Source organism: Streptomyces sp. NPDC104096 (assembly GCF_055584385.1).
On sequence record NZ_JBVJMD010000064.1, the window covers coordinates 14,275 to 39,550 of the forward strand.

General features: G+C 71.4%; 21 protein-coding genes. 4 read left to right on the top strand and 17 right to left on the bottom strand.

Annotated features, from left to right (window positions below):
- Positions 1-233: 233 nt before the first annotated feature.
- The 3 genes from ACZ60B_RS37060 to speB all read right to left on the bottom strand — a co-directional run bounded on the left by ACZ60B_RS37060 (position 234) and on the right by speB (position 3,273).
- Positions 234-626: a YybH family protein gene (locus ACZ60B_RS37060; protein ID WP_469395120.1), complete on the bottom strand. Its 393-nt coding sequence runs from the start codon at positions 624-626 to the stop codon at positions 234-236.
- A 161-nt stretch (positions 627-787) separates the two neighbouring features.
- Positions 788-2,329 carry a purine-cytosine permease family protein gene (locus ACZ60B_RS37065; RefSeq protein WP_469395121.1) on the bottom strand — a complete coding sequence of 514 codons (1,542 nt, stop codon included), beginning with the start codon at positions 2,327-2,329 and terminating at the stop codon, positions 788-790.
- Positions 2,326-3,273 (bottom strand): agmatinase, encoded by a 948-nt coding sequence (gene speB, locus ACZ60B_RS37070; RefSeq protein ID WP_469395123.1) that lies wholly within the window; start codon positions 3,271-3,273, stop codon positions 2,326-2,328. Before speB ends, ACZ60B_RS37065 begins: the two co-directional genes overlap by 4 nt.
- A 137-nt stretch (positions 3,274-3,410) precedes the next feature.
- On the opposite strand from speB, the gene ACZ60B_RS37075 reads away from it, so the two are divergent.
- Positions 3,411-4,847 (top strand): PucR family transcriptional regulator, encoded by a 1,437-nt coding sequence (locus tag ACZ60B_RS37075; RefSeq protein WP_469395124.1) that lies wholly within the window; start codon positions 3,411-3,413, stop codon positions 4,845-4,847.
- A gap of 22 nt (positions 4,848-4,869) precedes the next feature.
- Here the strand turns inward: ACZ60B_RS37075 and ACZ60B_RS37080 are convergent, their stop codons facing one another.
- The 6 genes from ACZ60B_RS37080 to ACZ60B_RS37105 all read right to left on the bottom strand — a co-directional run bounded on the left by ACZ60B_RS37080 (position 4,870) and on the right by ACZ60B_RS37105 (position 11,313).
- Positions 4,870-5,481 (bottom strand): DinB family protein, encoded by a 612-nt coding sequence (locus ACZ60B_RS37080; RefSeq protein WP_469395126.1) that lies wholly within the window; start codon positions 5,479-5,481, stop codon positions 4,870-4,872.
- Positions 5,482-5,567: 86 nt separating this feature from the next.
- Complete coding sequence (gene arfA, locus ACZ60B_RS37085; protein ID WP_469395155.1) at positions 5,568-7,082, bottom strand: arabinosylfuranosidase ArfA; 1,515 nt, start codon at positions 7,080-7,082, stop codon at positions 5,568-5,570.
- 81 nt (positions 7,083-7,163) lie between these two features.
- Entirely contained in the window at positions 7,164-8,129 is a 966-nt protein-coding gene (locus ACZ60B_RS37090; RefSeq protein WP_469395128.1) for an arabinan endo-1,5-alpha-L-arabinosidase, read from the bottom strand.
- 21 nt (positions 8,130-8,150) lie between these two features.
- The gene (locus tag ACZ60B_RS37095) at positions 8,151-9,014 is read right to left on the bottom strand and encodes a carbohydrate ABC transporter permease (RefSeq protein ID WP_469395130.1); all 864 of its coding nucleotides are present in this window, start codon (positions 9,012-9,014) and stop codon (positions 8,151-8,153) included.
- On the bottom strand, positions 9,011-9,967 hold the full coding sequence (locus ACZ60B_RS37100) for a carbohydrate ABC transporter permease (protein WP_469395132.1): 957 nt from the start codon (positions 9,965-9,967) through the stop codon (positions 9,011-9,013). Before ACZ60B_RS37100 ends, ACZ60B_RS37095 begins: the two co-directional genes overlap by 4 nt.
- Positions 9,967-11,313: an extracellular solute-binding protein gene (locus tag ACZ60B_RS37105; RefSeq protein WP_469395134.1), complete on the bottom strand. Its 1,347-nt coding sequence runs from the start codon at positions 11,311-11,313 to the stop codon at positions 9,967-9,969. Before ACZ60B_RS37105 ends, ACZ60B_RS37100 begins: the two co-directional genes overlap by 1 nt.
- Positions 11,314-11,505: 192 nt before the next feature.
- Here ACZ60B_RS37105 and ACZ60B_RS37110 point away from each other — a divergent pair, with 192 nt between their 5' ends.
- On the top strand, positions 11,506-11,865 hold the full coding sequence (locus ACZ60B_RS37110) for a cupin domain-containing protein (protein ID WP_469395136.1): 360 nt from the start codon (positions 11,506-11,508) through the stop codon (positions 11,863-11,865).
- Positions 11,866-11,972: 107 nt separating this feature from the next.
- On the opposite strand, the gene ACZ60B_RS37115 is transcribed toward ACZ60B_RS37110, so the two are convergent.
- The 5 genes from ACZ60B_RS37115 to ACZ60B_RS37135 all read right to left on the bottom strand — a co-directional run bounded on the left by ACZ60B_RS37115 (position 11,973) and on the right by ACZ60B_RS37135 (position 20,234).
- On the bottom strand, positions 11,973-14,204 hold the full coding sequence (locus ACZ60B_RS37115; protein ID WP_469395157.1) for a peptidoglycan recognition protein family protein: 2,232 nt from the start codon (positions 14,202-14,204) through the stop codon (positions 11,973-11,975).
- Positions 14,205-14,386: 182 nt separating this feature from the next.
- Positions 14,387-15,247, bottom strand: a complete 861-nt coding sequence (locus ACZ60B_RS37120) for a hypothetical protein (protein WP_469395159.1) — start codon at positions 15,245-15,247, stop codon at positions 14,387-14,389.
- Between the two features lie 76 nt (positions 15,248-15,323).
- Positions 15,324-15,740, bottom strand: a complete 417-nt coding sequence (locus tag ACZ60B_RS37125) for a hypothetical protein (RefSeq protein WP_469395138.1) — start codon at positions 15,738-15,740, stop codon at positions 15,324-15,326.
- Positions 15,741-15,969: 229 nt separating this feature from the next.
- The gene (locus tag ACZ60B_RS37130) at positions 15,970-16,983 is read right to left on the bottom strand and encodes an ArsR/SmtB family transcription factor (RefSeq protein WP_469395140.1); all 1,014 of its coding nucleotides are present in this window, start codon (positions 16,981-16,983) and stop codon (positions 15,970-15,972) included.
- 248 nt (positions 16,984-17,231) lie between these two features.
- Positions 17,232-20,234, bottom strand: a complete 3,003-nt coding sequence (locus ACZ60B_RS37135; protein WP_469395143.1) for a carbohydrate binding domain-containing protein — start codon at positions 20,232-20,234, stop codon at positions 17,232-17,234.
- Positions 20,235-20,555: 321 nt separating this feature from the next.
- On the opposite strand from ACZ60B_RS37135, the gene ACZ60B_RS37140 reads away from it, so the two are divergent.
- Positions 20,556-21,137, top strand: coding sequence for a hypothetical protein (locus ACZ60B_RS37140; RefSeq protein WP_469395145.1), 582 nt, complete (start codon positions 20,556-20,558; stop codon positions 21,135-21,137).
- Positions 21,138-21,198: 61 nt separating this feature from the next.
- On the opposite strand, the gene ACZ60B_RS37145 is transcribed toward ACZ60B_RS37140, so the two are convergent.
- A complete protein-coding gene (locus ACZ60B_RS37145; RefSeq protein WP_469395147.1) occupies positions 21,199-22,479 on the bottom strand; it encodes a PP2C family protein-serine/threonine phosphatase in 1,281 nt (426 codons plus the stop codon).
- A 176-nt stretch (positions 22,480-22,655) separates the two neighbouring features.
- On the opposite strand from ACZ60B_RS37145, the gene ACZ60B_RS37150 reads away from it, so the two are divergent.
- Entirely contained in the window at positions 22,656-23,726 is a 1,071-nt protein-coding gene (locus ACZ60B_RS37150; RefSeq protein ID WP_469395149.1) for a tyrosine-protein phosphatase, read from the top strand.
- A gap of 120 nt (positions 23,727-23,846) precedes the next feature.
- On the opposite strand, the gene ACZ60B_RS37155 is transcribed toward ACZ60B_RS37150, so the two are convergent.
- Together ACZ60B_RS37155 and ACZ60B_RS37160 are read right to left on the bottom strand one after the other, a co-directional pair.
- On the bottom strand, positions 23,847-25,082 hold the full coding sequence (locus tag ACZ60B_RS37155) for a 4-hydroxybenzoate 3-monooxygenase (protein ID WP_469395151.1): 1,236 nt from the start codon (positions 25,080-25,082) through the stop codon (positions 23,847-23,849).
- Positions 25,083-25,194: 112 nt separating this feature from the next.
- Positions 25,195-25,276 (bottom strand): acyl-CoA dehydrogenase family protein (locus tag ACZ60B_RS37160; RefSeq protein WP_157882129.1); only part of this gene is annotated, 82 nt, incomplete at its 5' end.

Below are 25,276 nucleotides of genomic sequence, written 5' to 3' on the forward strand. Positions count from 1 at the left end.
CGCGGCGCTGGGTACGGGATTGTGTCGTGGTTCGTGGGGTGCTGCCGGAACCCTCCGGCGGGGGCGCCCGGCCTCGGCCCGCACGCTCCCGCACGGGATCCGCACGCTCGGGCGCGGGATCCGTACGAGCACACGCGCGACCCGCTCGGGCGCGGGATCCGTACGCTCACGCGCCGGGTCCGGGAAGCCACCGGCGCCGGGCCGGGACGCTCATGCGCCCGGCCCGGAGACGCTCACGCGCCGGGCGCGGGCGAGAGGTGCTCGTGCACGGCCAGCCAGCGGCCGGACGGCGCACGGTGGAAGACGATCGTCTCGCGCTCGGCGAGGCTCTCCTCGCCGGCCGTGCTGCGCACGGTGGTCGCGACGTCGTGGCTGAAGACGGCGGTGTCGTCGCCGAGCGGCTGGACCAGGCGGCCGGTCGAGACGCAGGACAGCACCCGGAAGTCGTCCTCGGCGACCCAGCGGTCCCACAGGGCCCGGTACTCGGCGGTGGAGGAGAGCCGCTGGGGGGTGGTGTGGAACACGAAGGTGGCGTCGGGCGCGAACGCGCCGAAGTAGTCGTCCAGCCGGCCTTCGGCGAAGGCGGCCACCAGCGCGTCGGCGGCTTCGAGTACCTCGTCGGTCATGGTGGTGCTCCTTGCGGCAGGTGGTGCGAGACCTGGACGGTGAGACCGGCTCCAGGGTGGTGACACGGCCCGGGCGGTGCGCCGGAGCGGCCGGGCGGGGCCGCACCGGCGGTTCCCGGGCGGGTGGTGAAGGCGGTGCCGGCGGCGCGGCCGGCACCGGTTCAGATCAGTTCTTCCACGGGCTCGGACGACACGTCCGCACCGGTGATCGGCGGCACGGGGGTGTCCTTCGAGCCCACCAGGCGCGGTCCCTCGGGGCCGTAGACGGCGCGCGGCTCGGGGAAGAGGAACAGCAGTCCCAGGTAGACGACGGCGGCCAGGCCCAGGCCCACCGGCAGCGAGATGTCGACGCCGCCGGCCAGGTCGCCCAGCGGGCCGACGAACTGGCCCGGCAGGTTCACGAACAGCAGGGCGAGGATCGCCGAGCCGAGCCAGGCGCCCATGCCGCGCCAGTTCCAGCCGTGGGCGAACCAGTAGCGGCCACCGCGCTGGCGCCGGTTGAACACCTGGAGGGAGTCCGAGTCGTACCAGCCGCGGCGGGTCAGCCAGCCCAGCATCATGATGACCATCCACGGCGCGGTGCAGGTGATGATCAGCGTGGCGAAGGTGGAGATGGACTGCGCCAGGTTCGCCGCGAAGCGGCCGACGAAGATGAAGCCGATCGACAGGACGCCGATGAACACCGTCGCCTGCACCCGGTTGAACCGGGGGAACACGCTGGAGAAGTCCAGGCCGGTGCCGTAGAGCGCGGTGGTGCCGGTGGCCATGCCGCCGATCAGCGCCAGCAGGCACACGGGCAGGAAGTACCAGGAGGGCGCGATCGCCAGCAGACCGCCGACGTAGTTCGGGGCGGCGGGGTCCATGTACGGAGCCGCCTTGGCCGCGATGATCGAGGCGGTGGCCAGACCGAAGAAGAACGGCAGGATGGTCGCGATCTGCGAGGCGAACGCCGCCGTCATCACGCGCTTGCGCGGGGTCTCGGCCGGGATGTAGCGGGACCAGTCGCCGAGGAAGGCGCCGAAGGACACCGGGTTGGACAGCACGATCAGCGCCGACCCGATGAACGCGGGCCAGAAGCCCGGCGTCGACACCGACGCGAACGCGCCCTGGTAGCCGAAGTCGAAGTCGCCGGCGAAGGCGAAGAAGCCGAGGACGAACAGCGCCGAGGCCGCGATGACCGCGATCTTGTTCACGAAGAGCATGAAGCGGAAGCCGTAGATGCACACCACGAGCACCAGCGCCGCGAAGACGCCGTACGCCAGGGCGAACATGCCGTCGTTCTGCGGCAGGCCGGCCATCCGGTGCGCGCCGCCGACCAGCGCGTCGCCGGAGGACCACACCGAGATCGAGAAGAACGCGATCGCGGTGAGCAGCGACAGGAACGAGCCGACGACCCGGCCGTGCACACCCAGGTGGGCGGAGGACGACACGGCGTTGTTCAGGCCGTTGCGCGGGCCGAACACGGACAGCGGCGCGAGGATCAGCGCGCCCACGACCAGGCCGAGCACGGTGGCCAGCAGGCCCTGCTTGAACGACAGCCCGAACAGGATCGGGAAGGCGCCGAGGACACAGGTGGCGAAGGTGTTCGCGCCGCCGAAGGCGAGCCGGAACAGGTCCAGGGGCTTGGCGGTGCGGTCGGCGTCGGGGATGCGCTCGATGCCGAACTGCTCGACCTCGGTGAGGGCGGGAGCGGTGTTGCTCATGGGGCTTCCTTCAGGGCGAGCAGGCTGACCAGGTCGTAGGCGACGTGCGAGGCAGCAACCGCGGTGATCTCGGCGTGGTCGTAGGCCGGGGCGACCTCGACCACGTCGGCGCCGACCAGGTTGCAGCCGGCCAGGCCGCGCAGGATCTCCAGCAGCTCGCGGGAGGTCATGCCGCCGGCCTCGGGCGTACCGGTGCCGGGGGCGTGCGCCGGGTCGAGGCAGTCGATGTCGATGGAGATGTACAGCGGGCGGTTCCCGATGCGCTGCCGGAGCTGGTCGGCGACCTCGTCGGCGCCGCGCCGGTAGACGTCCGCCGAGGTGACGATGCCGAAGCCGAGCTTCTCGTCGTCGGTGAGGTCCTGCTTGCCGTACAGCGGGCCGCGGGTACCGACGTGGGAGAGCGCCTCGGTGTCGAGGATGCCCTCCTCGACGGCCCGGCGGAACGGGGTGCCGTGCGTGTACTCCGCACCGAAGTAAGTGTCCCAGGTGTCCAGGTGCGCGTCGAAGTGGAGCAGCGCGACCGGACCGTGCTTCGCCGCCACGGTGCGCAGCAGCGGCAGCGCGATGGTGTGGTCGCCGCCGATGGTGACCAGCCGGGTGCCGTCGGCCTGAAGACCGGTCGCGGCCTCCTGGATGGTCTCGATGGCCTCGTTGATGTTGAAGGGGTTGCAGGCGATGTCGCCGGCGTCGACGACCTGCTGGGTCGCGAACGGGGAGACGTCCAGCGCCGGGTTGTAGGGGCGCAGCAGCCTGCTGGCCTCACGCACCGCCGTGGCGCCGAAACGGGCGCCGGGCCGGTAGGACACGCCCGCGTCGAACGGCACGCCGACCACCGCGACGTCGGCACGGGTCACCTCGTCCAGGCGCGGCAACCGGGCGAACGTCGCGGGACCCGCGAAACGCGGTACCCGGGAGGAGTCGACGGGTCCACGGGGTTCGGTCATTGCCTTTTGCCTTTCCTTCTCGCACGCACCGGGACCACCCGGCACATCCGAAGTGTCCGCTCGGCAAACGCCGGCCGACAATCGTGTGAGGCACAAACAGTTAGGCTGTTTTTGTGGAAGGGAACAAACGACGCGGGGTGAGTGTCCGGGAGGTGCTGACCTATCCGGCGCTCCAGCTCCGGCTGCTCGCGGGCCGCGCCGGGCTGGACCGGTCGGTTTCCTGGGCCCACGCCAGTGAGCTGGAGGATCCCACTCCGTGGCTGCTGGGCGCCGAGATCATCATGACCACGGGTCGCGCCCTGCCGCGATCGGCCGCGGGGCAGCGGGCCTATCTGGAGCGGCTGGACGACGCCGGGGTGGCCGCGCTGGCCGTGTCCGTGCAGTTGCACATGCCACCGCTGCGGCAGGCGTTCTTCGACACCGCGGAGGAACGGGGCATGCCGGTCCTGGAGGTGCCGCTCGCGGTGCCGTTCATCGTGGTGGCGCAGGAGGTGGCGGCCGCCGTGCAGGAGGACTCCCGGCACCGGCTCGGCGCGCAGCTCCAGGTGTTCGGGGCGCTGCGCTGGCTGGCGGCGGAGAACCTGGACACCGCGACGCTCTTCCGCCGCCTGGAGCACCTGTCGGGCTACGACATCCGGCTGTGCACCACCCAGGGCCGGCCGCTGCTGACGGGGGTGCCCGTCCCCGAGCCGTCGCTGGTCCCCCAGTCCGCGGACGCCCCGCCGACCATCCCCGGCGGGTTCGTCCTGCCGGTGCCCTCGCCGGGCGGCACGGCCGGCTTCCTGATCGCGCTGGAACGCGACGGCGCGCGCCCGGCAGGCCTGGCGGTGGTCCAGCATGTCGCGACCGTCGCCGCGCTCCAGCTCGCCGTGATCCGCACCGAACGCGAGACGCTGCGCCGCGAGGGCACCGAGATCCTCGCCGAGATGCTCCAGGGCACCCTGGAGCAGGAGGCCGCCGAGCGCCGCCTGCTGCGCCACTCCATCGAGGGCACGACCGAGCTGACCGTGGTGCGGGGCGTGACCGAGCAGGCGCTGCTGCGCGCCCTCGACGACGAGCCGTTCCTGCTGCTCAACCGCGGCGAGGATCGCTATCTGCTGGGTGCGCCCCCGCTGGCGGACACGGTCGCGGCGGTGCCCGGCGTCGCCGCCGGGACCAGCCGGCCGCTGCCCTGCGGCGCGTCGCTGCGCATCGCCCAGCGCGAGGCCCGGTGGGCGGCCTCGCAGGCCGCCGCCTCGGGCCGTCCGCTGGTGCGGTACGGCAACGACCCGGCCGGCCGCTGGCTGCCCGACGACCCGGCGGCGCTGGACGCGCTCGTCGAGCAGGTGCTGGGCGAGGTGCTGCGCTACGACGCCGCCCACGACGCGCATCTGCTGCTGTCGGTGCGCACCTGGATGGAACGCGACCGGCGCACCGACGACGCGGCGGCGGCCCTGCACATCCACCCCAACACCCTCGCCTACCGGCTGCGCCGCTTCAGCGCGCTCACCGGCCGCGACCTCACGGCCACCGGGGCGTTCACCGAGGTCTGGATGGCGATCCGGTCGGCGGTGGAGCTGGGGCTGCTGGACTGATCCGGTCGCGCGGGGATCCGGATCACGCGCCCCGGTCCGCCTGCGCCCTCTCCTCGGCCTCCCGGGCCGCGCGCTCCAGGCGGGCGCGGTAGTCGTCCCACCAGGCGGGGTCGTGCGACGCCATGCTGTCGTTCGTCTCGTCCATCCCGACGGCGCCGTCCATGAGTTCCCTGAGGATGTCGGCGTGCCCGGCGTGGCGCTGGGTGTCGGCGATCACGCGCACGACGGCGTGGTGCAGCGTGATCTCCGCCTTGTCGGCGGGCCACCAGGGCACCTTGCCGACGGTGTCCAGGGCCAGCGTGTCGATCGTCGCGTCCGCGTGTGCCCAGGCGCGGCGGTAGAGTCCCACGATCTGCTCGCGCGTCTCGTCGGCGGTGGCCCACATGTCGGCGTTGTTCTCGGCGTCCTCGTCGAGCCAGGGCGTCGGCTCGCCGGACGGCCGTGCGAAGGTGTCGCCGAGGTAGCCCAGCTCCACACTGGCCACGTGCTTCACCAGGCCCAGCAGGTTGGTGCCGGTCGGCGTCAGCGGGCGGCGGATGTCGTACTCGCCCGGTCCGTCGAGTTTCCACAGCAGGGCGTCGCGGGCGGACTGGAGGTAGCGGTGCAGGTCGGCCTTGGGATCGGTTGCGGTCATGGGGTCAGTCTGCCGTTCGGGCGATCTCCGTCCACCGGCTTTTCCGGGCCGGGCCGGTCCGTTCGGACCGGCCCGGCCCGGAGGGATCAGCTCAGCCTGATCACGTTCCAGGACAGCGGCTCCAGTACGGCGGTGAGGGTGCCGTCCGTCAGCGCCGTCCCCTCGACGGGGTGCGGGGTGACCCGCTCGGGGTCGTCGAGGGTGTTGCGGGCGTCGGGGTCGGCGTCCGCGAGGGCGCTGTGCTCCAGGACCTCCGCCAACTCCAGGCCGCCGAGGGCGACTTCGAGCGGCAGCGCCTCGGTGCGGCTGCGATTGACCGCGAAGACGGTGACGCTGCCGTCGTCGGCGCGCACGGCGGTGGCGTGCAGCAGGTCGGCCTCGCCGTACCGCTTCGTCTCGTACGTCGGTGAGTCGACGCGTACGTCGAGGACCTGCCCGCGGCCGTACCGCGAGGCCTGCGCGAACGGGAAGAACGTCGTCTGGCGCCAGGCCGCGCCGCCCGGCTCCGTCATGATCGGCGCGATGACGTTGACCAGCTGCGCCAGGCAGGCGACGGTGACCCGGTCGGCGTGCCGCAGCAGGGCGATGAGCAGGGAGCCGAAGACGACGGCGTCGGTGACGCTGTAGTTGTCCTCCAGCAGGCGCGGCGCCTCGGGCCAGTCGTCCTGGGCGAACGTGGTCGCCTGCTCCTGCCAGCGCGAGAGGTACCAGACGTTCCACTCGTCGAAGGAGAGGTTGATCCGCTTCTTGGACTTGAGCCGGGCGCCCACGTGGTCGCAGGTCGCCACCACGTTCTCGATGAAGGACTCCATGTCGACGGCGGAGGCGAGGAAGGAGTCGACGTCGCCGTCGAGCGGCTCGTAGTAGGCGTGCAGGGAGACGTAGTCGACGACGTCGTACGTCTCCTCCAGGACCGTCGCCTCCCACTCGGCGAAGGTGGGCATCGACTGGCCTGACGAGCCGCAGGCGACGAGTTCGACGCCGGGGTCGAGCTGGCGCATCGCGCGGGCGGTCTCGGCGGCGATCCGGCCGTACTCCCGGGCGGTCTTGTGGCCGGTCTGCCAGGGGCCGTCCATCTCGTTGCCCAGGCACCACAGCCGGATGCCGAAGGGGTCCTTGTCGCCGTGCGCGGCCCGCAGGTCGGACAGCTCGGTGCCGCCGGCGTGGTTGGCGTACTCCTGGAGTTCGAGGGCCTCGGCGACCCCGCGGGTGCCGAGGTTGACGGCCATCATGGGCTCGGCCTGCGGACCGATCTTGCGGAGGAAGGCGATGTACTCGGAGAGCCCGAAGCGGTTGGTCTCGGTGGAGTGCCAGGCCAGGTCGAGGCGGCGCGGGCGGTCCTCGGCCGGGCCGACGGAGTCCTCCCACCTGTAGCCGGAGACGAAGTTGCCGCCGGGGTAGCGGATGGCGGTGACGCCGAGCTCGCGGACGAGCTCCAGCACGTCCGTGCGGATTCCGGCCTCGTCGGCCGCGGGGTGGCCCGGCTCGAAGACGCCGGTGTAGACGCAGCGGCCGAGGTGTTCGACGAACGAGCCGAAGACACGGGGGTCGACCTCGCCGATCGTGAAGGCGGGGTCGAGGGTGAAACGGGCGGTGTGCATGGTCGCCTTTCGCATGGATGGTTCTGGATCGCTTGTTGCCTCGGGCACACGGGAGGGGCCGCGGACGCCGCCCCCACGCCGCTAGCGGACGATCGGCCAGCCGTCCCTCGTCCACTGAAGGGTGTTCAGGCCCAGCTTCGGGATGCCGGAGTCCGCCGCGTCGTAGTAGTGGTACGCGAGGATGTCCCGGCCCTTGTCCCGGAACACCGACTCGCCTCCGGTGCCGACGAAGCGTCCGTGTCCGGCCAGCAGCAGGTCGCCGCCGCCCGCCAGCATCGGGGTGCCCGCGCTGTCGGTGTACGGGCCGGTGACGTTCGTGGATCTGCCGACCCGGATCTTGTAGGTGGAGTTCACGCCGGAGCAGCAGGCGTCGTAGGAGGCGAGGAGGTAGTAGTAGCGGCCGTGGCGCACGACGGAGGGGCCTTCGACGGCGTACGGGGCGTCCGGGCGGGTCGCCAGGTGGTGGACGCCGGCGCCGGGCACCGCCCGGCCGGTGACCGGGTCCAGTTCGACCATGCGGATGCCGGTCCAGTACGAGCCGAAGGCCATCCACAGTCTGCCGTCGGCCCGCACGACCGCCGGGTCGATGGCGTTCCAGGCGTCGGTCCTCCCGGAGGTGAAGACCTTGCCGTGGTCGGTCCAGGTGCCGGGCAGCCCGGTGCGGGAGGTGGCCACGCCGATCGCGGAGTGGTTGGTGCCCCAGGAGGAGACCGCGTAGTACAGCCAGTAGCGGCCGGCCCGGTAGGAGATGTCGGGCGCCCAGGGGTCGCCGGTGGCGTTGTACTCGTACCACCAACTCGGCGGCTCGGCGAAGGCGTTGCCCGCGTCGTCCCACTGCCTGCGGTCCTTCGACAGGCGGGCGCCGATGATCCCTCCGGTCGAATAGGCCACGTAGCCGCCGGACTTCAGGCGGATGACGGTGGGGTCGTGGATGATCTGCTGGCCGGTGATCGGCTGCGGATCGGGGTAGTCGGCGGCCCGCGCGGTCGCGGGCAGCAGGGCGAGGAGGACGGCGGCGAACACCGCCGCAAGTCTGAGACGCTTCAACTAGGTAGCTCCTTAGGGGAGTTACTGCCCGGCGAGGCCGGTGTGCGCGACACCCGCCACGATCTGGCGCTGGAAGAAGACGAAGACGACGATCAGCGGCAGACCCGCCATCAGGCCGCCGGCCATGAGCTGGGCCCACTGGATGCCGTAGGAGTTCATGACGGTCGCGATGCCGTTCGGCATGGTCATCAGGTCGGGGTTGTTGGTCACCATGTACGGCCACAGGAAGTTGTTCCAGGAGGCGATGAAGGTGAAGATGCCGACCGCCGCGAGGGAGGGGCGGGACAGCGGGAGCACGATGGTGAAGAAGACCCGCCACCGTCCGGCGCCGTCGATGAAGGCGGCCTCCTCCAGTTCGCGCGGGATGCCCTGGAAGAACTTGTAGAGGATGTAGACCATGGCGGCGGGCGCGCACTGCGGCAGGATCATGCCCCAGTAGGTGTCGACCATGCCCATCTGCTGGACGGTGGTGAACAGCGGCACGCCGAGCACGGCGGGCGACACCATCAGCCCGGTCATGACCAGGGCCAGCAGGGCGCCCTTGCCGCGGAACTCCGTACGGGCGAAGCCGTATCCGGCGAGCGCGCTGACCACCAGCACCACGGCGGTGACGCAGACCGAGACGACGAGCGAGTTGACGAACCAGTCGGTGATGTTGCCGGTGTCGAAGATGGCCTTCCAGGCCTGCGCGGTCCATGCCTTCGGCAGCCAGTGCGGGGGCACCTCGACGGCCTCGGTCTCCGACTTCAGGGAGGTGAACAGGGCCCACGCCAGGGGCGCCATCCACACCAGGGAGACGGCGACGCCCAGCAGGGTGAGGACGATCTGGCTCGGGGTCCAGGGCTTGGCGGTACGGGACTCGACCGGGATCTGCGCGGTGGTCATCGCGCGCCCTCCTCACGCTTGCGCAGCAGCCACATCCGCGCGAAGGCGACGGACGCGATGATCACGAAGAAGATGATGGAGATCGCGGAGGCGTAGCCCACGCGGTAGCTGGTGAAGCCCTCTTCGAGGGTGTACTGCACGAAGGTGCGGGTCGATTCCTCCGGTCCCGGCTGGAAGTCGTACATGACGACCGCCTGGTCGAAGACCTGGAGCGAGGCGAGGATCTGCAACGCCACGACGAGTCCGGTGATGTTGCGCAGCATGGGCAGGGTGATGCGCACCATGCGGTGCCAGGCGTTCGCGCCGTCCAGCTTGGCCGCCTCGTAGAGGTGGTCGGGGATGGCCTGGAGGGCGGCGAGGTAGAGCAGGAAGCTGAAGCCGACCGTCCACCAGAGGGTGCAGACGACGACGGCGAGCATCGCGTAGGCCTTGTCGGTGAGCCAGGGCGTCTCGATGCCGAGGACGTGGTCGACCATGCCGGTGCCGGGGTTGAACAGCCACTGCCACAGGTTGGCGGCGACCGTCGACGGCAGCAGGAACGGGGCGAAGAAGCACAGCCGCCACAGCCACTTGGCGCGCTCGATGTGGTGGGCGAGCATCGCCATCAGGAACGCGAGGACGGTGATGCAGGGCACGACCAGGAGCGTGAAGTACGCGCTGTGGCCCAGGGAGTCCCAGACCAGCGGATCGTCCAGCGCCTCGCGGTAGTTGTCGAGGCCGACGAAGTTCGCGCCGACGCCGGAGATGTTGGCGTCGGTGAGGCTGAGGTAGACACCGCGCAGCACGGGCCAGATCACGAACAGCACGAACAGGGCGAGGAAGGGGGCGATGAACCAGCCGCCGTGCTGGAGCCGCCGTCCCATGCGGTCGCGCAGGCTGTCGGTGTGGCCCGAGGCTGCGACGTCGCGCGTCCGGGCGGGTGCGAGAGCGGTCTCGGCGCTTGTCGTGCTCATCAGGAGGCACCTCCCTGCGCTGCGGTCCTGCCGTCCATGGGGTTCTTCATGACCAGCAGTTCTTCCAGGACGCCCTTCATCCGGCGGGCGGTCGCGTCAGGCTTGGCGGAGCCGAGGTTGGACGCGGCGATGACCGGTCCGATCCGGGAGGCGAGGGTGCCGGTGGAGCCCGCGAACCACACCTTCGGCTCGGTGGCCTGGTGGTCCATGGCGGAGACGTACTCGTTCTGCGGGGTGAGTTTCTTGTACGCGCCGGAGGACAGGGTCGGCCGGTAGGCGGGGATGTGGCCGCCCTCGGCCCAGACGAGGGCGTTCTTGACGATGTACGCGGCCAGTCGGTGGGCGGCCTCGTTGGTGGCGCCGGAGCGGCCCGTCTGGTGGGGCAGGACGAAGGAGTGCGACTCGGCGTGGGTGGCCGGCGTGCCGAAGACGGGCGGCAGCGGGGTCGCCCCGTAGTCGATCTTCGCGCCGTTGTAGACGGGCACGGACCAGTTGCCCTCCCAGGTGAACGGCGCGCCGTTGATGAACTGTTCGGCGTCGGCGGCGCCCGCCTCGGCGTAGCCGTCGGTGACGTGCCGGCGCAGGAACTCCAGGACCTGGGTGGCCTTGTCCTCGTCGAAGGTGACCCGGGTGCGGGCGTCGTCGAAGTAGGTGCCGCCGAGCTGCTGGTAGAAGGCGACGAAGAACCACCAGGAGAAGTTCTGGTCGTTGGCGTGCAGGCCGAGGGTCTGGAGCCCTTTCTCGGTGGCCTTCTTGGCGGCCTTCAGGACGTCGAACCACTCCTGGGTGGAGGTGACCGGCACGATGCGTCCGTCGTCGCCGAGCAGTCCCGCCTTCTTCAGGACGTCCTTGCGGTAGAAGCAGAGCTGGACGTGGATGTCGAGCGGCAGCGCGTACAACGTGCCGTCGATGACGGCACGTTTCCACAGCGCGGGGTTGAAGTCCGCTTCGCTCAGGCCGTACTTGGCGAGCAGGTCCATGTCCCAGGGGTCCAGCAGGCGGCCCGGGGCGAATCCGGCGACGCGCCCCAGGTGCATCACGCTGAGGTCGGGGGCGCGGCTGCCGGCGGCCGCCATGGCGAGCTTGGTGTAGTAGGGGTTGCCCCACTGGAGGGTGGAGTCCTTCACCGCGATGTCCGGGGTGGCCTTACGGAAGGCGTCCAGCATCGCGATCATGTTGTAGCCGTCGCCGCCGCTGAAGAGGTTCCAGTACCGCACGCGGGTCTGCGAGCCGGCGGCGAGCGCGTCGGCCCCGGTCCCGAGTGCGGCGAAACCGAAGCTGCCCGCGACGAACAACCCTCCGAGTCCGCCCAGGAGTTGCCTGCGATTCAGGTCAGGTCGTCCCATTCCCTGCCCTAACTGTTCGAGATATGCGAAAGAAACGTCGTTCGATCGTTCGGTATTTCGGATAGCGCTCGCAACTTCGAACGGGACCGTAGAGTCGAAGCGCTTCCGCGTCAATGGTTCGCGCATGACTCACAGAACGGGGACCGTCACGGACGGGCAGCTCCGACCGGAGCTGCTGCTAGCGTCCGGGCCGTGGACGACAGCGTGTACGTGGGCAATGCGGGCAAGGACGCGGCACTGGACCGGGGATGGATCCTGGGACACTTCAAGGAGGCGGGCGATCCGCGCCACTGTGCGGCGGTGGAGATCAAGTGGGGTGTCCATCCCCGAGGCGACGAGCGCGCGCAGTGGGTGACGGGCGAGGAGCGCACGGCCGTCCTGGTCCTGATCAGCGGCCGCTTCCACGTCCGGCTCCCCGGTCGCGTCGTCGTCCTGGAACAGCAGGGCGACTACGTCGTGTGGGGCCACGGGGTCGACCACTCGTGGTTCGCGGAGGAGGAGTCGGTGGTCCTGACCGTACGGTGGCCGTCCATACCCGGTTACGCCTCCTGACGGCGTGGCCGGCTGCTCACCGATGCCGAAGGGGTGGGTGTGCGGACCCGGTCCGCACACCCACCCCTTCGGTCTCCCGGTCACGGAGCCCCGCTCCGCCCCGGCTCCTACTTCAGGTAGACGATCCCGTCGGTGGTGACGGTGGGCCGCCCGCTCGTCGCGGTGACGACGATCTTGACGGTGTGCTTGCCCGCGGCGGACCAGTTCTTGGTCCAGATCGCGTTGCGGTACGCCGTCGTGGCCGACTTCAGGTCGACGGTGGCGGCCTTGGTCCCGTCGACGTAGACGTCGGCCTGTCCCGAGGTGGCCGCGCGCGAGACGATCCAGGACACCGAGCGGCCGGTGAAGGTCCAGCTCAGCGAGGCGTTCTTCGTGGAGCTGCCGAGCGAGGCGCCGCCGAGGTAGCTGGTGGACGACTTGCTCGTCCAGGTGCCGGTCCTGACGGCGGACGTCTCCTGCACGATCACCGGGGTGGCCGACGCCGAGGCGGCGGCGGTGTTGCCCGCCAGGTCCTGGGCGGTGAGGCCGAACGCGGTGGCCGCACCGGACTTGGCGGTCAGCGCGGCGCTGGTGACGGTGGGTCCGTAGGTCTTGGCCGTGGGGGCGGTCAGCCGGACCTCCTTCAGACCCGCGGCGTCGGTGGCCTTCCAGGCGAGGGTCACCGGCACGGCGGCGGTGTCGACGGTCCCGGTGCGCAGCGACAGCGCCGGCTTGGTCGTGAACACCGGCGGGGTGGTCTCCGCCGTCACCGCGACGGCCGGCGTGGTGACGGTCCTGCCCGACTGGTGGGTCGCGCGCACCTGCACGGTGTGGCTGCCGACCGCGAGGGTGACGGCCGCGGAGGTCGCGGTGCCGGTCCTGCCGGCGACGCTCTTGCCGTCGACGAGGACCTCGTACTTCGTGATGAGGGAAGCCGGCGTGGTGGCGGCCCAGTTGACGGTGACCGCACCCTTGGTCAGGTAGGTGCTCCCCGACAGGGTCGCTCCGGTGAGCGACTTGACCGCGAGTCCGGCGACGGGGCCCGCGGCCCAGGCACGCACGGTCGGCAACTGGTTGTACAGGACCGTGCCCGGGCACTCGGTGGCGTAGGCGTCGCGGTGGCCGGAGATCCGGTTGAAGTCCGCGGACTGCCCGAGGGCGAACTTGCCGTTGGCCTTGCCGGCCGTCAGGGTCACCTTGCCCAGCGGGTCCACCCCGTACTGGCTGAGCTTCCAGGCGGCCAGCCGGGCGATGGCGGTCTTCGCGGCGACCGGCGCGTCCACGTCCGTGTACGTGCCGATCACGGCGATACCGGTGGTGTTGGTGTTGAAGCCCTCGGCCTGCGCCCCGATCACGGGCCGGTCGATGCCGCCCTTGCGCCCCTCGAAGATCGTGCCGCACTTGTCGACCACGAAGTTGTAGCCGATGTCCTTCCAGCCCTGGTTCAGGTGCATGGCGCGCAGACCGCGGACGATGGCCGGGGAGTCGGCGCAGGAGTAGGTGTTGGTCTGGGCGGTGTGGTGGACGAAGACGGCCTTGACGGTCGTCCCGTACTCGGGCGACTCGGTGTTGAGCGACTCGTCCGCTTGCCATCCGGCCCGGCTCACGATGGGCGGCTGGGGCACGGTGGACGGCGGGCCCGCCGTCTCGCTCGCCGACGCGGTGGGCGCCGTCGACGCCGTGGCCGACCCACTGGCGGAGGGGGAAGCCGTCGTCGCCGGCGCAGAGGTCGTCGGGGCGGCGGAGGTCTCGGTCGCGGAGACGGACGCGCTCACCGACGGCTCGGTGGTCTCCGTCCCGGGCGTCGAGGAGGTGCCCGGGTCGGCGGGAGAGTCGGTGGGCTCGGGGCTCTCCCCGTCCACGACGTAGGCCGCCGCCTCCATCCCCTTGGACGCGGAGACGCCGGGATCGACCACGTCCAGCCGCAGCCCGGCGGGCAGCGCGCCGCCCGCGGCGACCTTGATCTCCACCCCGTCCGACGGTCCGAACCAGGCCGCGCCCGTGGCTCCGCGCATCCCCTTGCGCGCCGCGTCCTCCCCGCCCCCGCCGTCCGCCTCCAGCGTGAGCCAGGGGGACCACTTCTGGCTTCCGGCCAGTCGGGTCCTGGCCGTGACCGCGCCCCGGACACGCGCGCTCGGGTCGTCCCACGACAGTCTCAGCATGCTGAACGGCTCCGTGTCGTGCCGGCTCAGCGAGACACCGCCGGCGCCGTCGGCGCGCAGCGCGGTCGACCGCACATGGGTCGCGACCGGCCCCGCCGCCTGTTTCGCGTCCGCCCCGGGACCGGAGGAATCCGTCGTCCGGACGACGACGACCGCTCCCGCCGACACTGCGGCCGCCACGGCGACCGCCCCCCACATCACACGCCGCTTCACGCAGCCCACCCCATGCACAGTCGGATCAAGACGGCCCGCAGCGGGGCGGCAAAGCGCAGCACCCCCGGGCCCGGAGATACGGAATGTACACGATCATCTTCCCCGTTCAACCAACTCCCCCTGAAGAAAGGGAAGTTGACTCTTCCATCGCGCGGGAGCCGGTCCGGTCAGGGTTCGGGGAACACCAGGGGTACGTCGTAGCTGCGCTCGGCACGGCGCAGGGCGGGGAAGAAGGCCGCGCGGAGGCTGCGGATCTCGGCGGCGTGCTCGGCGAGGAACCGGGTCCGCAGGCGCAGGCGAGCGGGTTCGCGGACGGCCTCGACGGGCCGCATGCAGGCGGCGTACGTGCCGCCCAGCGCACGCTCCGTGGCCGGGAGGTCGGCGGCGGCCGCACGCTGCTGACGGGCGTCGGCCATGGACATGAAGGTCTGCTCGTCGCGGGCGGGGACTCCGCGCGCCGCCAGGCAGTCCGGCAGACCGCGCTGGGCCTCGAGGACGGCCGGGTCCTCACGCAGGGAGGTCAGCAGACCGAACCACTGCTGCTGGAGCGGGACGTAGCGGTCGCGTACGGTGGCGGCGGCCTTCGTGCCCGCCGCGCGGCAGTCGTTCACCTCCGCCGCGCTGCCGGTCCGGGCCGTGCCCGAGGAGGGCGCGCGGGCGGGGACCTCGGCGCTGGCGCTCAGGCCGTGCCGGGCGACGAAGTCCAGGTCGGGGAGTTCGAAGAAGCGGATGAACGCGAGCGGGACGTCGGCCGGCAGCGCGATCCCCTTCCGCTCGGCACAGCGGGCGGTGGCGGCCCGCCCCACCTGCCGGCCGAACACGTCCAGTCCCTGGGTCCACCTGGTCTCGGCGCCGACGGCCGGAAGCACCATGCGTACGGGGTCGTCCGGCAGGGTGCGGCCCAGGCGCGCCGGGGCCACGGTCTCGGCCGCCGGCCCTGCCGGGCCGCCGGGGTCGCCCGCGCACGCGGTGACGAGCAGGGCCGTCGCGGCGACCGCCGCACGCGCCAGGAACCGGGCCCGGAGCATCGTGGTCACTCCTCTCCTTCGCAAGGTGCCCGGGGGCCCGTCCGGGTCGGGACGGGCCCCGGGCGCGGGACCGGGGTCAGTGCGTGATCTTGACGGTGTCGCCGCCGTTCGCGGCGCTCGCCACGGTGAACAGCGTGTTGTCGGAGACGTCGGTGCACAGCCAGAACTTCTTGTCGTTGATGCTGTGGCTGCCGTCGAAGGCCCAGACATAGCCCGCGTCACAGGTGACCCAGCTGCTGCTGGAGGTGTGGTAGAGGCGGCCGGCATAGCCGTCGTTCCCGTACACCGTCTTGTCGTCGGTGTAGGTGAGGTTCAGGTCGCCGCAACTGCTGGTGGACGACTTCCTGACCGTGGTTCCCACGCCCTCGTTGCCTCCCGTGGTCAGCGTGCTCGTCACGCACGCGTTGGGCGCCGCGGACGCGGAGGGCGCGAGCACCAGACAGGTCGCGGCGGACACCAGCGCGAACGCGCCGGCGACGATGGCCTTCTTCATGGTTCCCCCTGCTCGGGATCGTCACGGGTGGGACGAACTGCCGCACCCGGCCGTGCTTACGCCGGACACGCTCGCAGAGCCGGAGGGAGCGGGACCATGACCTTCGACGGGTCTCGAAAGGGCCGGATCAAGGGCCGGAGGTCGTTGCTCCGGTGGTGCGGTCGAGGCCAGTGGGACATGTGGGACGGGTTCGGTGTCCTGGAGAGGGGTGACCCGCAGCAGCGGGTGACTAGAAGTCGACGGTGGCCGTCGGCCGGTCGGCGGGCGCGGCCGGCGTCCGGCGGAGCATCGCCGCGCCGAGCGGGGTCAGGGTGTGCAGCACGGTGTTGTGGCGGCGGTTGCTGACGATCAGGCCCGCGTCGCGCAGCACCGTGGTGTGGTGGGTGGCGGTGGCGGGCGAGATGCCCAGGGTGCGGGCCAGTTCCGAGGTGGTCGCGCCGAGGACGAGCGAGCGCAGCGCGGCCGCGCGGGTGCGGCCCAGCAGCGCGGCGAGGGAGCGCTCGGTGGGTCGGTCCGAGCCGGGGTGCCGGGTGCCGTGCACGGGATAGATCAGTACCGGTTGCAGCGTGTCGTCCGCCAGGGAGATGGGCGCGTGCCAGCAGAAGTAGGAGGGGACCAGGCGCAGCCCCCGGCCGTTGAGGTGCAGGTCGCGGTCGACGACGTAGTCGACCTGGAGGACCGGCGCGCGCCAGTGGATGGCCGGGGACAGTCCGGCGAGCAGGCCGTCGATGCCGGTGTCGAGGGTCTCGCGGGCGCACAGGGTGCGTTCCCCCTCGATCGAGGCCCGGATGCGGTCGTGGTGCGGCGCGATGACCGCCTGGTGATAGGCGCGCAGGAGCTTGGCCAGTTCCTCGCGGGCCGCGCGTTCCACCAGGCGTGCGGCCCAGGCGGGGGCGCCGCTGCACTCGTCCAGCATCCGGATCTCCTGGGCGACCCGGTCGGGCGGGGTGTCGACGACCGCCGCGAGACCCGCGTCCAGCCCGTCGGCGGCCTCGGGCGGCGTCAGGAAGTCCGGGAGGTAGGGGGCTCGGGGCAGGACGGGGACGAGCAGCCGGCGTACCGCGTCACCGAGGGGCGTGCCCGTGAGCACGGCCCGGGTCTCGCGGTACCACTCGGCGAACGCCCAGCGGCCCCGCGTCGTCTGGAGCCGGTGCAGGCTGCACGTGATCTCCCAGAGCGGGTCGGGCGCGCTCGCCACCCTGACGCGCGCGAGGTCTTCGGGGGTGAAGTGGACACGCAGCACGGCTTCCGCACCCTCTCCTGAAGCGCCTGTGGTCCTGGTCGGCAGCAGCCTGGGCGACGGCCGCCCCAGGGACAACACGGTGATTCGGCCGCTCCACCCCGTCACAGCCGACGCATGACTCTCGGCCAGGGCGCGCGGTCGAGGGGCGTGCCCCCCGTCGGTCGGCGGACGAGGACGGCCGCCTCGCCGTGGGGCGAGGCGGCCGCCGTGCCGCGCGGACGGGACCCGGCCCGTCGGTGGCACCGGTGTCACTTCAGGTAGGGGCCGTCGCTTCCGATCTTGCCGGGGCCGTTGAGCACGTACACCCGCAGATTGCCCTTGCCGGGTGCGGCCACGGTCAGGGAGCCGCCGGTGACGGTCCGGACGTCACCGGTGACGGCGTCGCGGTAGGTGCCGTTGGGGATGCCGGTGTAGGTGGCGCCGCCGGTCACCGTGACGAGGGCGAAGCTGTCGGCCGACCCGCTGGTGTAACGGCGCTTGAAGGCCATCGAGCCGCTGATGCCGTCCGTCGAGTACTGGCCCGACTGGAGGGCCGGGACCGCCCGGCGGATCTGGTTGAGCCGTTGCAGGTGCTTGACCAGGGGCTGGGAGAGGGTGGTGGCCACTTCACCGCTCGCGGCGTCGACCTTGCCGAAGTCGGAGACGGTGACGCTCCCCGCGAGGTGGTCGCCGTAGTAGGCGCGTCCGGTGCTCGCCAGCGGACAGGTCGGCCCGCAGTCGATCTGCTTGCCCGCCTGGAACTCGATCTCCGATCCGTAGTACAGCGTGGGAATTCCGCGGAAGGTCCACATCAGGGACATGTTCTCGGCCCAGGCGTCGGTGCCGCCGCTGTAGCGGGTGCTCGACTTGTTCGGGCCGTAGTCGTGGCTGTCGACGTAGACGACGTTGTACGTGGCGTCGTTGACGGAGTCGTCGGAGTCCTTGCCGTTGCTGTAGGCGTTCTGCGCGTCGCCGAAGTTCATGTGCATGCGCATGTCGATGATGTTCATCCCGGAGAACTGGCTGCGGTCCGGGGTGTGGTAGCTGTTGCCGCTCAGGAAGGCGTTGGTGGAGGTGGGCTGGTTGCCGGTGCCGAGCTGCTCCTCGTAGTTGTACTGCTCGATGGCGGCGGTCTCGTCGTCGGCGCTGTAGTCCTTGCGTTCCTTCCAGGTGAAGAACTGCGCGGAGTGGTTCACCGAGCCGCGGTTCCACTTGTCGTTGACGAACGCGCCCACCTCGCCGAAGACGAAGAAGTTCTGCGCGGCGTCCGTGCCGAACCGCTGGGTGACCCGGTCGTAGATGGCGGGCAGGAAGCGGCGGTTCCAGGTAACGCGCGGGATGTGCACGGCCGTGTCGACGCGGAACCCGTCGACGCCCATGTCGATGTACTTGTCGTACGCGCCGATCAGGTAGTTCTGGACGGTGGCGTTCTCGGTGTTGAAGTCGGCCAGGTCCTCGTGCAGCCAGCACGAACGCGAGTCCTCGCCCTCCCAGTTGCCGATCCAGCACTGGTGGTAGTACGCCTTGGGGAACATGCCCGAAGTGGGGCTCGGCCACTGGCAGTTGTAGAGGGTGTAGCCCTCGGCGCTCTTGCCGCCGGTGGGCTTGCCCCAGTTGAGACAAGTGTTGCCGGAGGGTTCGGCGGTCGACCACAGGTCGCCGTTGTAGTACGACTTCCCCGACTTGGGCTCCACCGTCAGGCCGTCGTACTCGAACCCCTCGTTCTTCTCGTCGTAGTACCAGCTCCACTGGCTGTCGCGGACGCCGTACACGGTCGGCGTGAACAGGCCCTTGGCGCCCCAGCGGGAGCTGTGGTTGTAGACGACGTCCTGGTAGATCTTCATGCCCTTGGCGTGGGCCGCGTTGATGAGGTCCTGGTAGGAGGCGCCCGCGGACTCCAGGCGCGGGTCGACCTTGTAGAAGTCGTAGCCGTGGTAGCCGTGGTAGTCGTAGTCGGAGCGGTTCAGGACCACGGGCGTGATCCAGACGGCCGAGAAGCCGAGGGCCTTGATGTAGTCGAGCTTGTCGACCAGACCCTTGAAGTCGCCGCGGAACATGGGGTCGTTGTTGGCGGCGTTGCCCGACTTGACGTCCTGGCTGCCGCCGCGGTTGTTGGAGCTGTCACCGTCGTAGAAGCGTGCGGTGAGGACGAAGTAGATGGGGTCCTTGCGCGGGTCGGTGCCCAGCGGCGTCCCCGAGGCCGGCGCGGGGGCCTTCTCCCCGGTCGTGACGGCGGCCGCGGCGGAGGCGGGCGAGGTGTTCCCGGCCGCGTCGACGGCCTTCACCGTGTAGGTGTAGGTGGTCTTCTCCTCCAGTCCCGTGTCGGAGTACACCGTCGAGCCGACATCGGTGACGACGGTCCCCTTCGTGCCGCCGGTACGCGTGAGCTGGTACTTCGTCACGGCGGTGTCGTCGGTCGCCGGGTTCCAGCTCACCACCACCGAGGTGTCGGTGGCGCTCGCGGTGACCCCGCCGGGCGTGGTCGGCGCCTGGGTGTCGGGGGTCTGGGCCGCGCAGGGGTCCTTGGCGTCCGCGGTGACGGTCCGGTCCTTCACCGTCGTGGTGCCGGACGGGATCGTGTAGTCGGCGCTGTTGTTGTTGTCCCAGACGCCGTTGCCGTTGTTGAAGGCGGCCTTGAGCGAGGTCGCCGTGCCGATGTCGAGGGTCTTCTTCCACCAGCCCGCGCAGGCGCTCTCCATGCCCACGCCGGGGACCGTCGTCCAGGAGCCGCCCGTGGGCGCGTAGTGGATGTTGGCCGTGGTCCAGCCGGACGTGGCGGTCGAGTAGTACACGGTGGCCTGGTTGCCGCTGCCGGTGCCCGTGTCGGCGCACGGGTCGCTGTGGGCGATCACCCCGTCCTTGACGGTGATGGTGCCGGTGCCCAGCGCGTAGTTGTTGCCGCCGTTGTTGTCCCAGGTGCCGCTTCCGTTGTTGAAGGTGGCCTGGAGGCCTGCGGCCGAGCCGAGGTCGACGGTCCTCTTCACCCAGTCCGTGCAGGCGGCCTCCATCACCACGCCGGGAACCGTGGTCCACGAACCGCCGTCCGGGGCGTAGTGGAGGTAGGTGGAGGACCAGTTCTTGGTCTTCGTGTAGTAGAAGACGGTGGCCGTGTTCGACGCGTCGGCCGCGGTCCCCATCGCGACGGGGCTTGCGTCCGGCGCGCCCGTCAGCAGTCCTGACAGGCCGGCCGCCGCCGCGATCAGCGCGAGCGGGCGGCGCAGTCGGCCCGGCAGGCGCGCTCCGCGCGGCGGTCTGCGTCTTCCGGGACTCATGAGTGCGGGTTTCATGGTTTCCCCTTGTTGCAAGAAGAACCGGCAAGTTCCTGAAATTTGTTGCAGCGGAAACTACAGGTGCATGACAGTCCTGTAAATGGATCGCGCACCCCTTCCCGCGGACGGCGCGTGTCCGTCCGGCGGACGGCGTGCGCACGTCCCGCGCGAGGCGGGTGCCCATGCCGCGCGAGGCGGGCGCCCGGGCCGCGCGAGGCGGGTGCCCGGGCCGCGCGAGGCGGGTGCCCGGGCCGCGCGAGGCGTGCACCCGTCCGCGCCAACTCGCCGGTCCGGTGTTTGCTTCCGGAATCGACCATCGCCACGATGAACTCCGTGGTTCTGACTCCGGGCTGGGTGTGGCAAGGGGGCCCGACGCGCCGGGCGCTGGGCACCGGCATCCCCACCGGGCTCTTCCTCGGCGCCTTCGCCCTCGTCGAGTCCGGCTTCTGGATCGCCGCCGCCGTGGTGTTCCTGCTGCTGAGCCCCCTCCACGGCATCCGGGCGGCCCGGCGGATGGGCAGGGCGTGGCCCGGGGCCGCACAGCTGGACGCGGCCGACCGGGCAGCGGTCGTACGGGCCACCCGGCGCGGCGCGGACCTCGGCGATCCCCGCCTGGCGCCCGCGGTGATCGACTACGCCGAGGCCCTGCGCAACGTTCGCGAACAGGACCGGATCAGACGGTGGGTGGTCGCGGGCCTGGCCACCCTGGCGCTGGCCCTGGCCCTGTACGACACGCACTACGGGGAGCGGGGGGAAGCCGTGGCGTCGTGGCTGATGCTGGCGCTGTTCCTGCTGGACCTGACCTGGCGGCCCGGCCAGGAGGACACCATCGTCTCCCGCGCCCAGCGGGCGGCGGACTCGGCCCGCCGGACCCTGCGCCGCAATCCGGCCGACGACCGGCCCTGAGGCCGCGCACGGCAGCCCGCCCCGACGGGCACGGACCTCACCGGGGCCGTCCGCGCGGGCGTCACAGACGTACGACGATCAGGGCGATGTCGTCGCGCGCGCCGTGGCTGACCCCCAGCCGCGCCAGGAGGGTGTCCGCGAGCCGTTCGGGGTCCAGCCCCACACAGCAGTCGCGAAGGACACCGGTCAGCCGGTCGAGGCCGACGTCGATGTCCTCGTCATGACGCTCGATCAGGCCATCGGTGTACATGACCAGCGTGTCGCCGGGACGGTAGCCGGTGCCGGCCTGCGGGCGCGGTACGTGCTCGGGCCGGGCGCCGAGCGGTGGATCGGTGGCCTGGTCCAGCAGTTCGCTGGAACCGTCCCCGCGCATCAGCACCGGCGGCGGATGACCGGCGCTGGAATAGATGATCAGGCGGGAGCGGGTGTCGATCAGCGCGGTCACCGCCGTGGCGGCCAGCGCGCCCTCCACGGAACGGGCGTAGAGGCCGAGCACCTCCATGGCCTGCGCCGGTCCGGTGACCGCGCGACTGGCCGCGGAGAGCGCACTGCGAAGCATGCCCATGACAGTCGCGGCCTCCAGGCCGTGCCCCACCACGTCGCCCACCGCGACGGCGAACCGGTCGTTGGCCAGATCGACGGTGTCGTACCAGTCCCCGCACACGTTCAGCGAACCGACCGCGGGCAGATAGCGCACCGTGACGTTCGGGTGCCGGGCCAGGTCCGGGGCGCGCAGCATCGCCTCCTGAAGGGTGATGGCCACCTGCCGTTCACGGGCGTGGGCCCGGCGCAGTTCCTCGTTGAGCCGCTGGAGCTCCTTGGCCCGGATGTAGAGCTCGGCCTCCATCGCCTCCGCCCGTTCGCTCGACGATCCGTCCGACGACCGGCCGCGCCAGCCGCGGGCCTGCACGAAGGCGGTCACGTCCTCGACCCGGTGGATGATCCACGCGACATCGCCGTCCGGCCCCAGCACGGGCGTGTTGACCGGTGACCACCACCGCTCCTCGAACCGCCCCGGCCTGCTCGTCACGGGGATGTCGTAGCGCTGCGCCGCCATCGCGTCCGGCTCCCGGGTGGCCAGCACGCGCTCCATGGAGGCCGTCAGGTTGCGCACCCCGTCCGCGTTCGGATCGTTCGGATTGTCGGGGAAGGCGTCGAACAGATACTGGCCGATCAGCTCGTCCCGCGTCCGTCCGGTCGCCCTGCCGTACGCCTCGTTCACACCGACGATCACCAGATCGGGGGTGAGCACCAGATAGGGGCTGGGCGTGGCGGCGAACAACGCGAAGTAGTCGACCTCCCCCGTGGCCGCCTGTGCGCCGTCGGCTGCCGGGATCTCCACCCCTCCAATCTACGAGCCCTCCCCGGCCCCCGCCCGCCAGCACCGGCGGGCCGTGCGGCGCCGACGCACACGGAATGCCGGATTCGGATGATCATTCCGACCCCTGGACGACCGGCGTTCACCCACCGTTGCCCCGACGCTCTTCGAACCGGCGAACGATTTCGGCCATGACTCACATGACACGTGTCAAAGCGGCTTCCGTGCTGTCTGCCGCCCTGATGCTCCCCGGCCTGACGGCGGGCGCGGCGACGGCCGCGCCGGCCCACGCCGGGGCGGGCACGCACTCCGCACGGCACATCCCGTTCAGCGCGGCCGAGGTGACCGCGCGGAACGACGGCTCGTACAGGATCACCTGGACGGCGCCGGGCGTCCGCCACGTGGCCGTCCGCGCGAACGGCCGCACCGTCGCCTCGGGCGGCTCCACCGGCTCGGTCACGGTGACCGGCCTGCCCGCCGCGGACCGTCAGTGGTTCGACCTCGTCCCCGACCACGGGCGCGGCCTCCACCTCGCCGACCGGCTGATCGAGCTGGACGGCACCACCAACTTCCGTGACGCGGGCGGCTACCGCACCACCGACGGCAGCTGGGTGAAGATGGGGGTCGTCTACCGCTCGGACGCGCTCGACAGGCTGACCACCGCCGACCTGGCCAAGCTCTCGCGTCTCGGCATCTCCGTCGACTACGACCTGCGCACCACGTCCGAGCGCACCGGCGCGCCCGACCGGGTGCCGTCCGGCGCACGGTACGTCGTCGCCAACGTGATCGGCGACGACTCCAGCGTCTTCGCGATGCCGACCACGGCCGAGGCCGCGGCGCAGATGATGGTCGACGGCGAGAAGGCGATGGTCAGCGGCGCGACCGCGCAGGCGGCCTACTCCGAGGTCTTCGCCGGGATCGTCGCGGACGCCGACGGCTCGCTGTACCACTGCACGGCGGGCAAGGACCGTACCGGGTGGGCCAGTGCCACCCTGCTCACCGCTCTCGGCGTGCCGCGGGAGACGGTGATGGCGGACTACCTGGCCTCCAACACCTACCGGGCCGCGGTCAACGCCGCCACCCTGGCCGCCATGCCCGCGGCGCAGGCAGCGGTCTACAAGCCGATGCTCGACGTGCGCGCCGAGTACCTCAACTCCGGCTTCGCCGAGGTGAAGGACGAGTACGGCTCCTTCGCGTCGTACGAGAAGAAGGCCCTGGGGATCGACCCGGGCGAGCTGCGGCGGCTGAAGGCCCAACTGCTCGTCGGCTGATCCCGGAGGGCCCGCCCGGGTCCGGACCGGCCCGCCCGGGTCCGGACCGGCCCGCCCGGGTCCGGACCGGCCCACCCGGGTCGGGCCGGACAAGGGCCCCGCCCGCCGGATCGTCGCCGGTCAGAGGGCGGTCGCGGCGTCCGGGTCCAGACCTGCCATGAGTTCCGCGAAGGCGCCGTCGGCGGCCTTGGACGTGAAGAGCCGGTCGAGGCGGGCACGGGCGAGGCCGCGGTGGAAGGACCCCGCGCCGGTGTCGTCGCCCGCGTCGTGGAGCGTCCGGGTCAGCCAGTGGGAGAACTCCTGGTCGTTCCAGACGCGCCGCAGACAGCGCCGGGAGTACGTGCGCAGCGCGCTGTCGTCGCCGTCGCGGACGAAGTCCCGGACGGCCCGGGCGAACAGGTCCGCGTCGTAGAGGGCGAGGTTCATGCCCTTGCCGCCCATGGGCGACACGATGTGCGCCGCGTCGCCCACGAGGTGCAGGCGGCCGTACTGCATGGGGTCGTGGACGAGGCTGCGCAGCCGGAAGATCTCCCGGTCGGTGATCGGGCCGGACGGGAGGGCGGGGTCGCCCAGCCGGGTGCGCAGTGCGTCCCAGACCCGCAGGTCGGACCAGGCGCCGGGGTCGTCGTCGGGCGGGCACTGGAGGTAGTAGCGGCTGGTGTGCGGACCGCGGGAGAAGTGGGCCGCGTAGCCGTGCCGGCTGACGGCGAGGAGGGGACGGGGCGGGGGCGGGGTGTCGGCGAGGACCGTGAGCCAGCCGATGCCGTGGTCGAAGGCGTGCGCGGTGAGGACACCGTCGGGGACGCTGGCGCGGCTGATGCCGCGATCGCCGTCGCAGCCTGCCACGAACGCGCAGGTGAGGACGTGGAGTTCGCCGTCGGCGCCGCGGTAGCGGACGGTGGGGCGGTCACCGGTCAGGTCGTGCAGGGAGACGTCGGCGGCCTCGAAGCGCAGGTCGCCGCCGTCGTCCAGGTAGGTGGCCATGAGCTTCTGGACGAGGACCTGCTGCGGGCAGATGCGGGCCCGCGGGCCGTCGGAGCCGTCGCCGTCGGAGACGAGGTGGCGCTCCCCGTCCACCCGGAACTCCAGGGTGCCGTCGGACGGAACACCGCCGAGGACCCGGTCGGCCAGCCCCCATGTGTCGAACATCCTGACGGCGCGGGTCTCGACGATGCCGGCACGCTGGCGCTGTGTCACATACGCGCGCGTCCGGCGTTCCAGTACGACGCAGTCGACACCGCAGCGCCGCAGCAGGTTCGCGACGGTCAGACCGGCCGGACCGGCGCCGATCACCACCACGGTCGTGGACTCCGCCGGAATCGACGGGTCCGCCAACTCCCCCTGTTTCGCGGCCACTTGACCACCTCCGAGGGCAGCCTAGGCCCGTGCGCGCCAGCCCGGAAAGGCCGAAGTCGCCCTCCGCGGGTACGGACGGAGGGCGACGGTGAGGCGGGGAAGTACGGCCGTGTTACGGCAGGTTGCGGGCCATGACGATGCGCTGGACCTGGTTGGTGCCCTCGTAGATCTGGGTGATCTTGGCGTCGCGCATC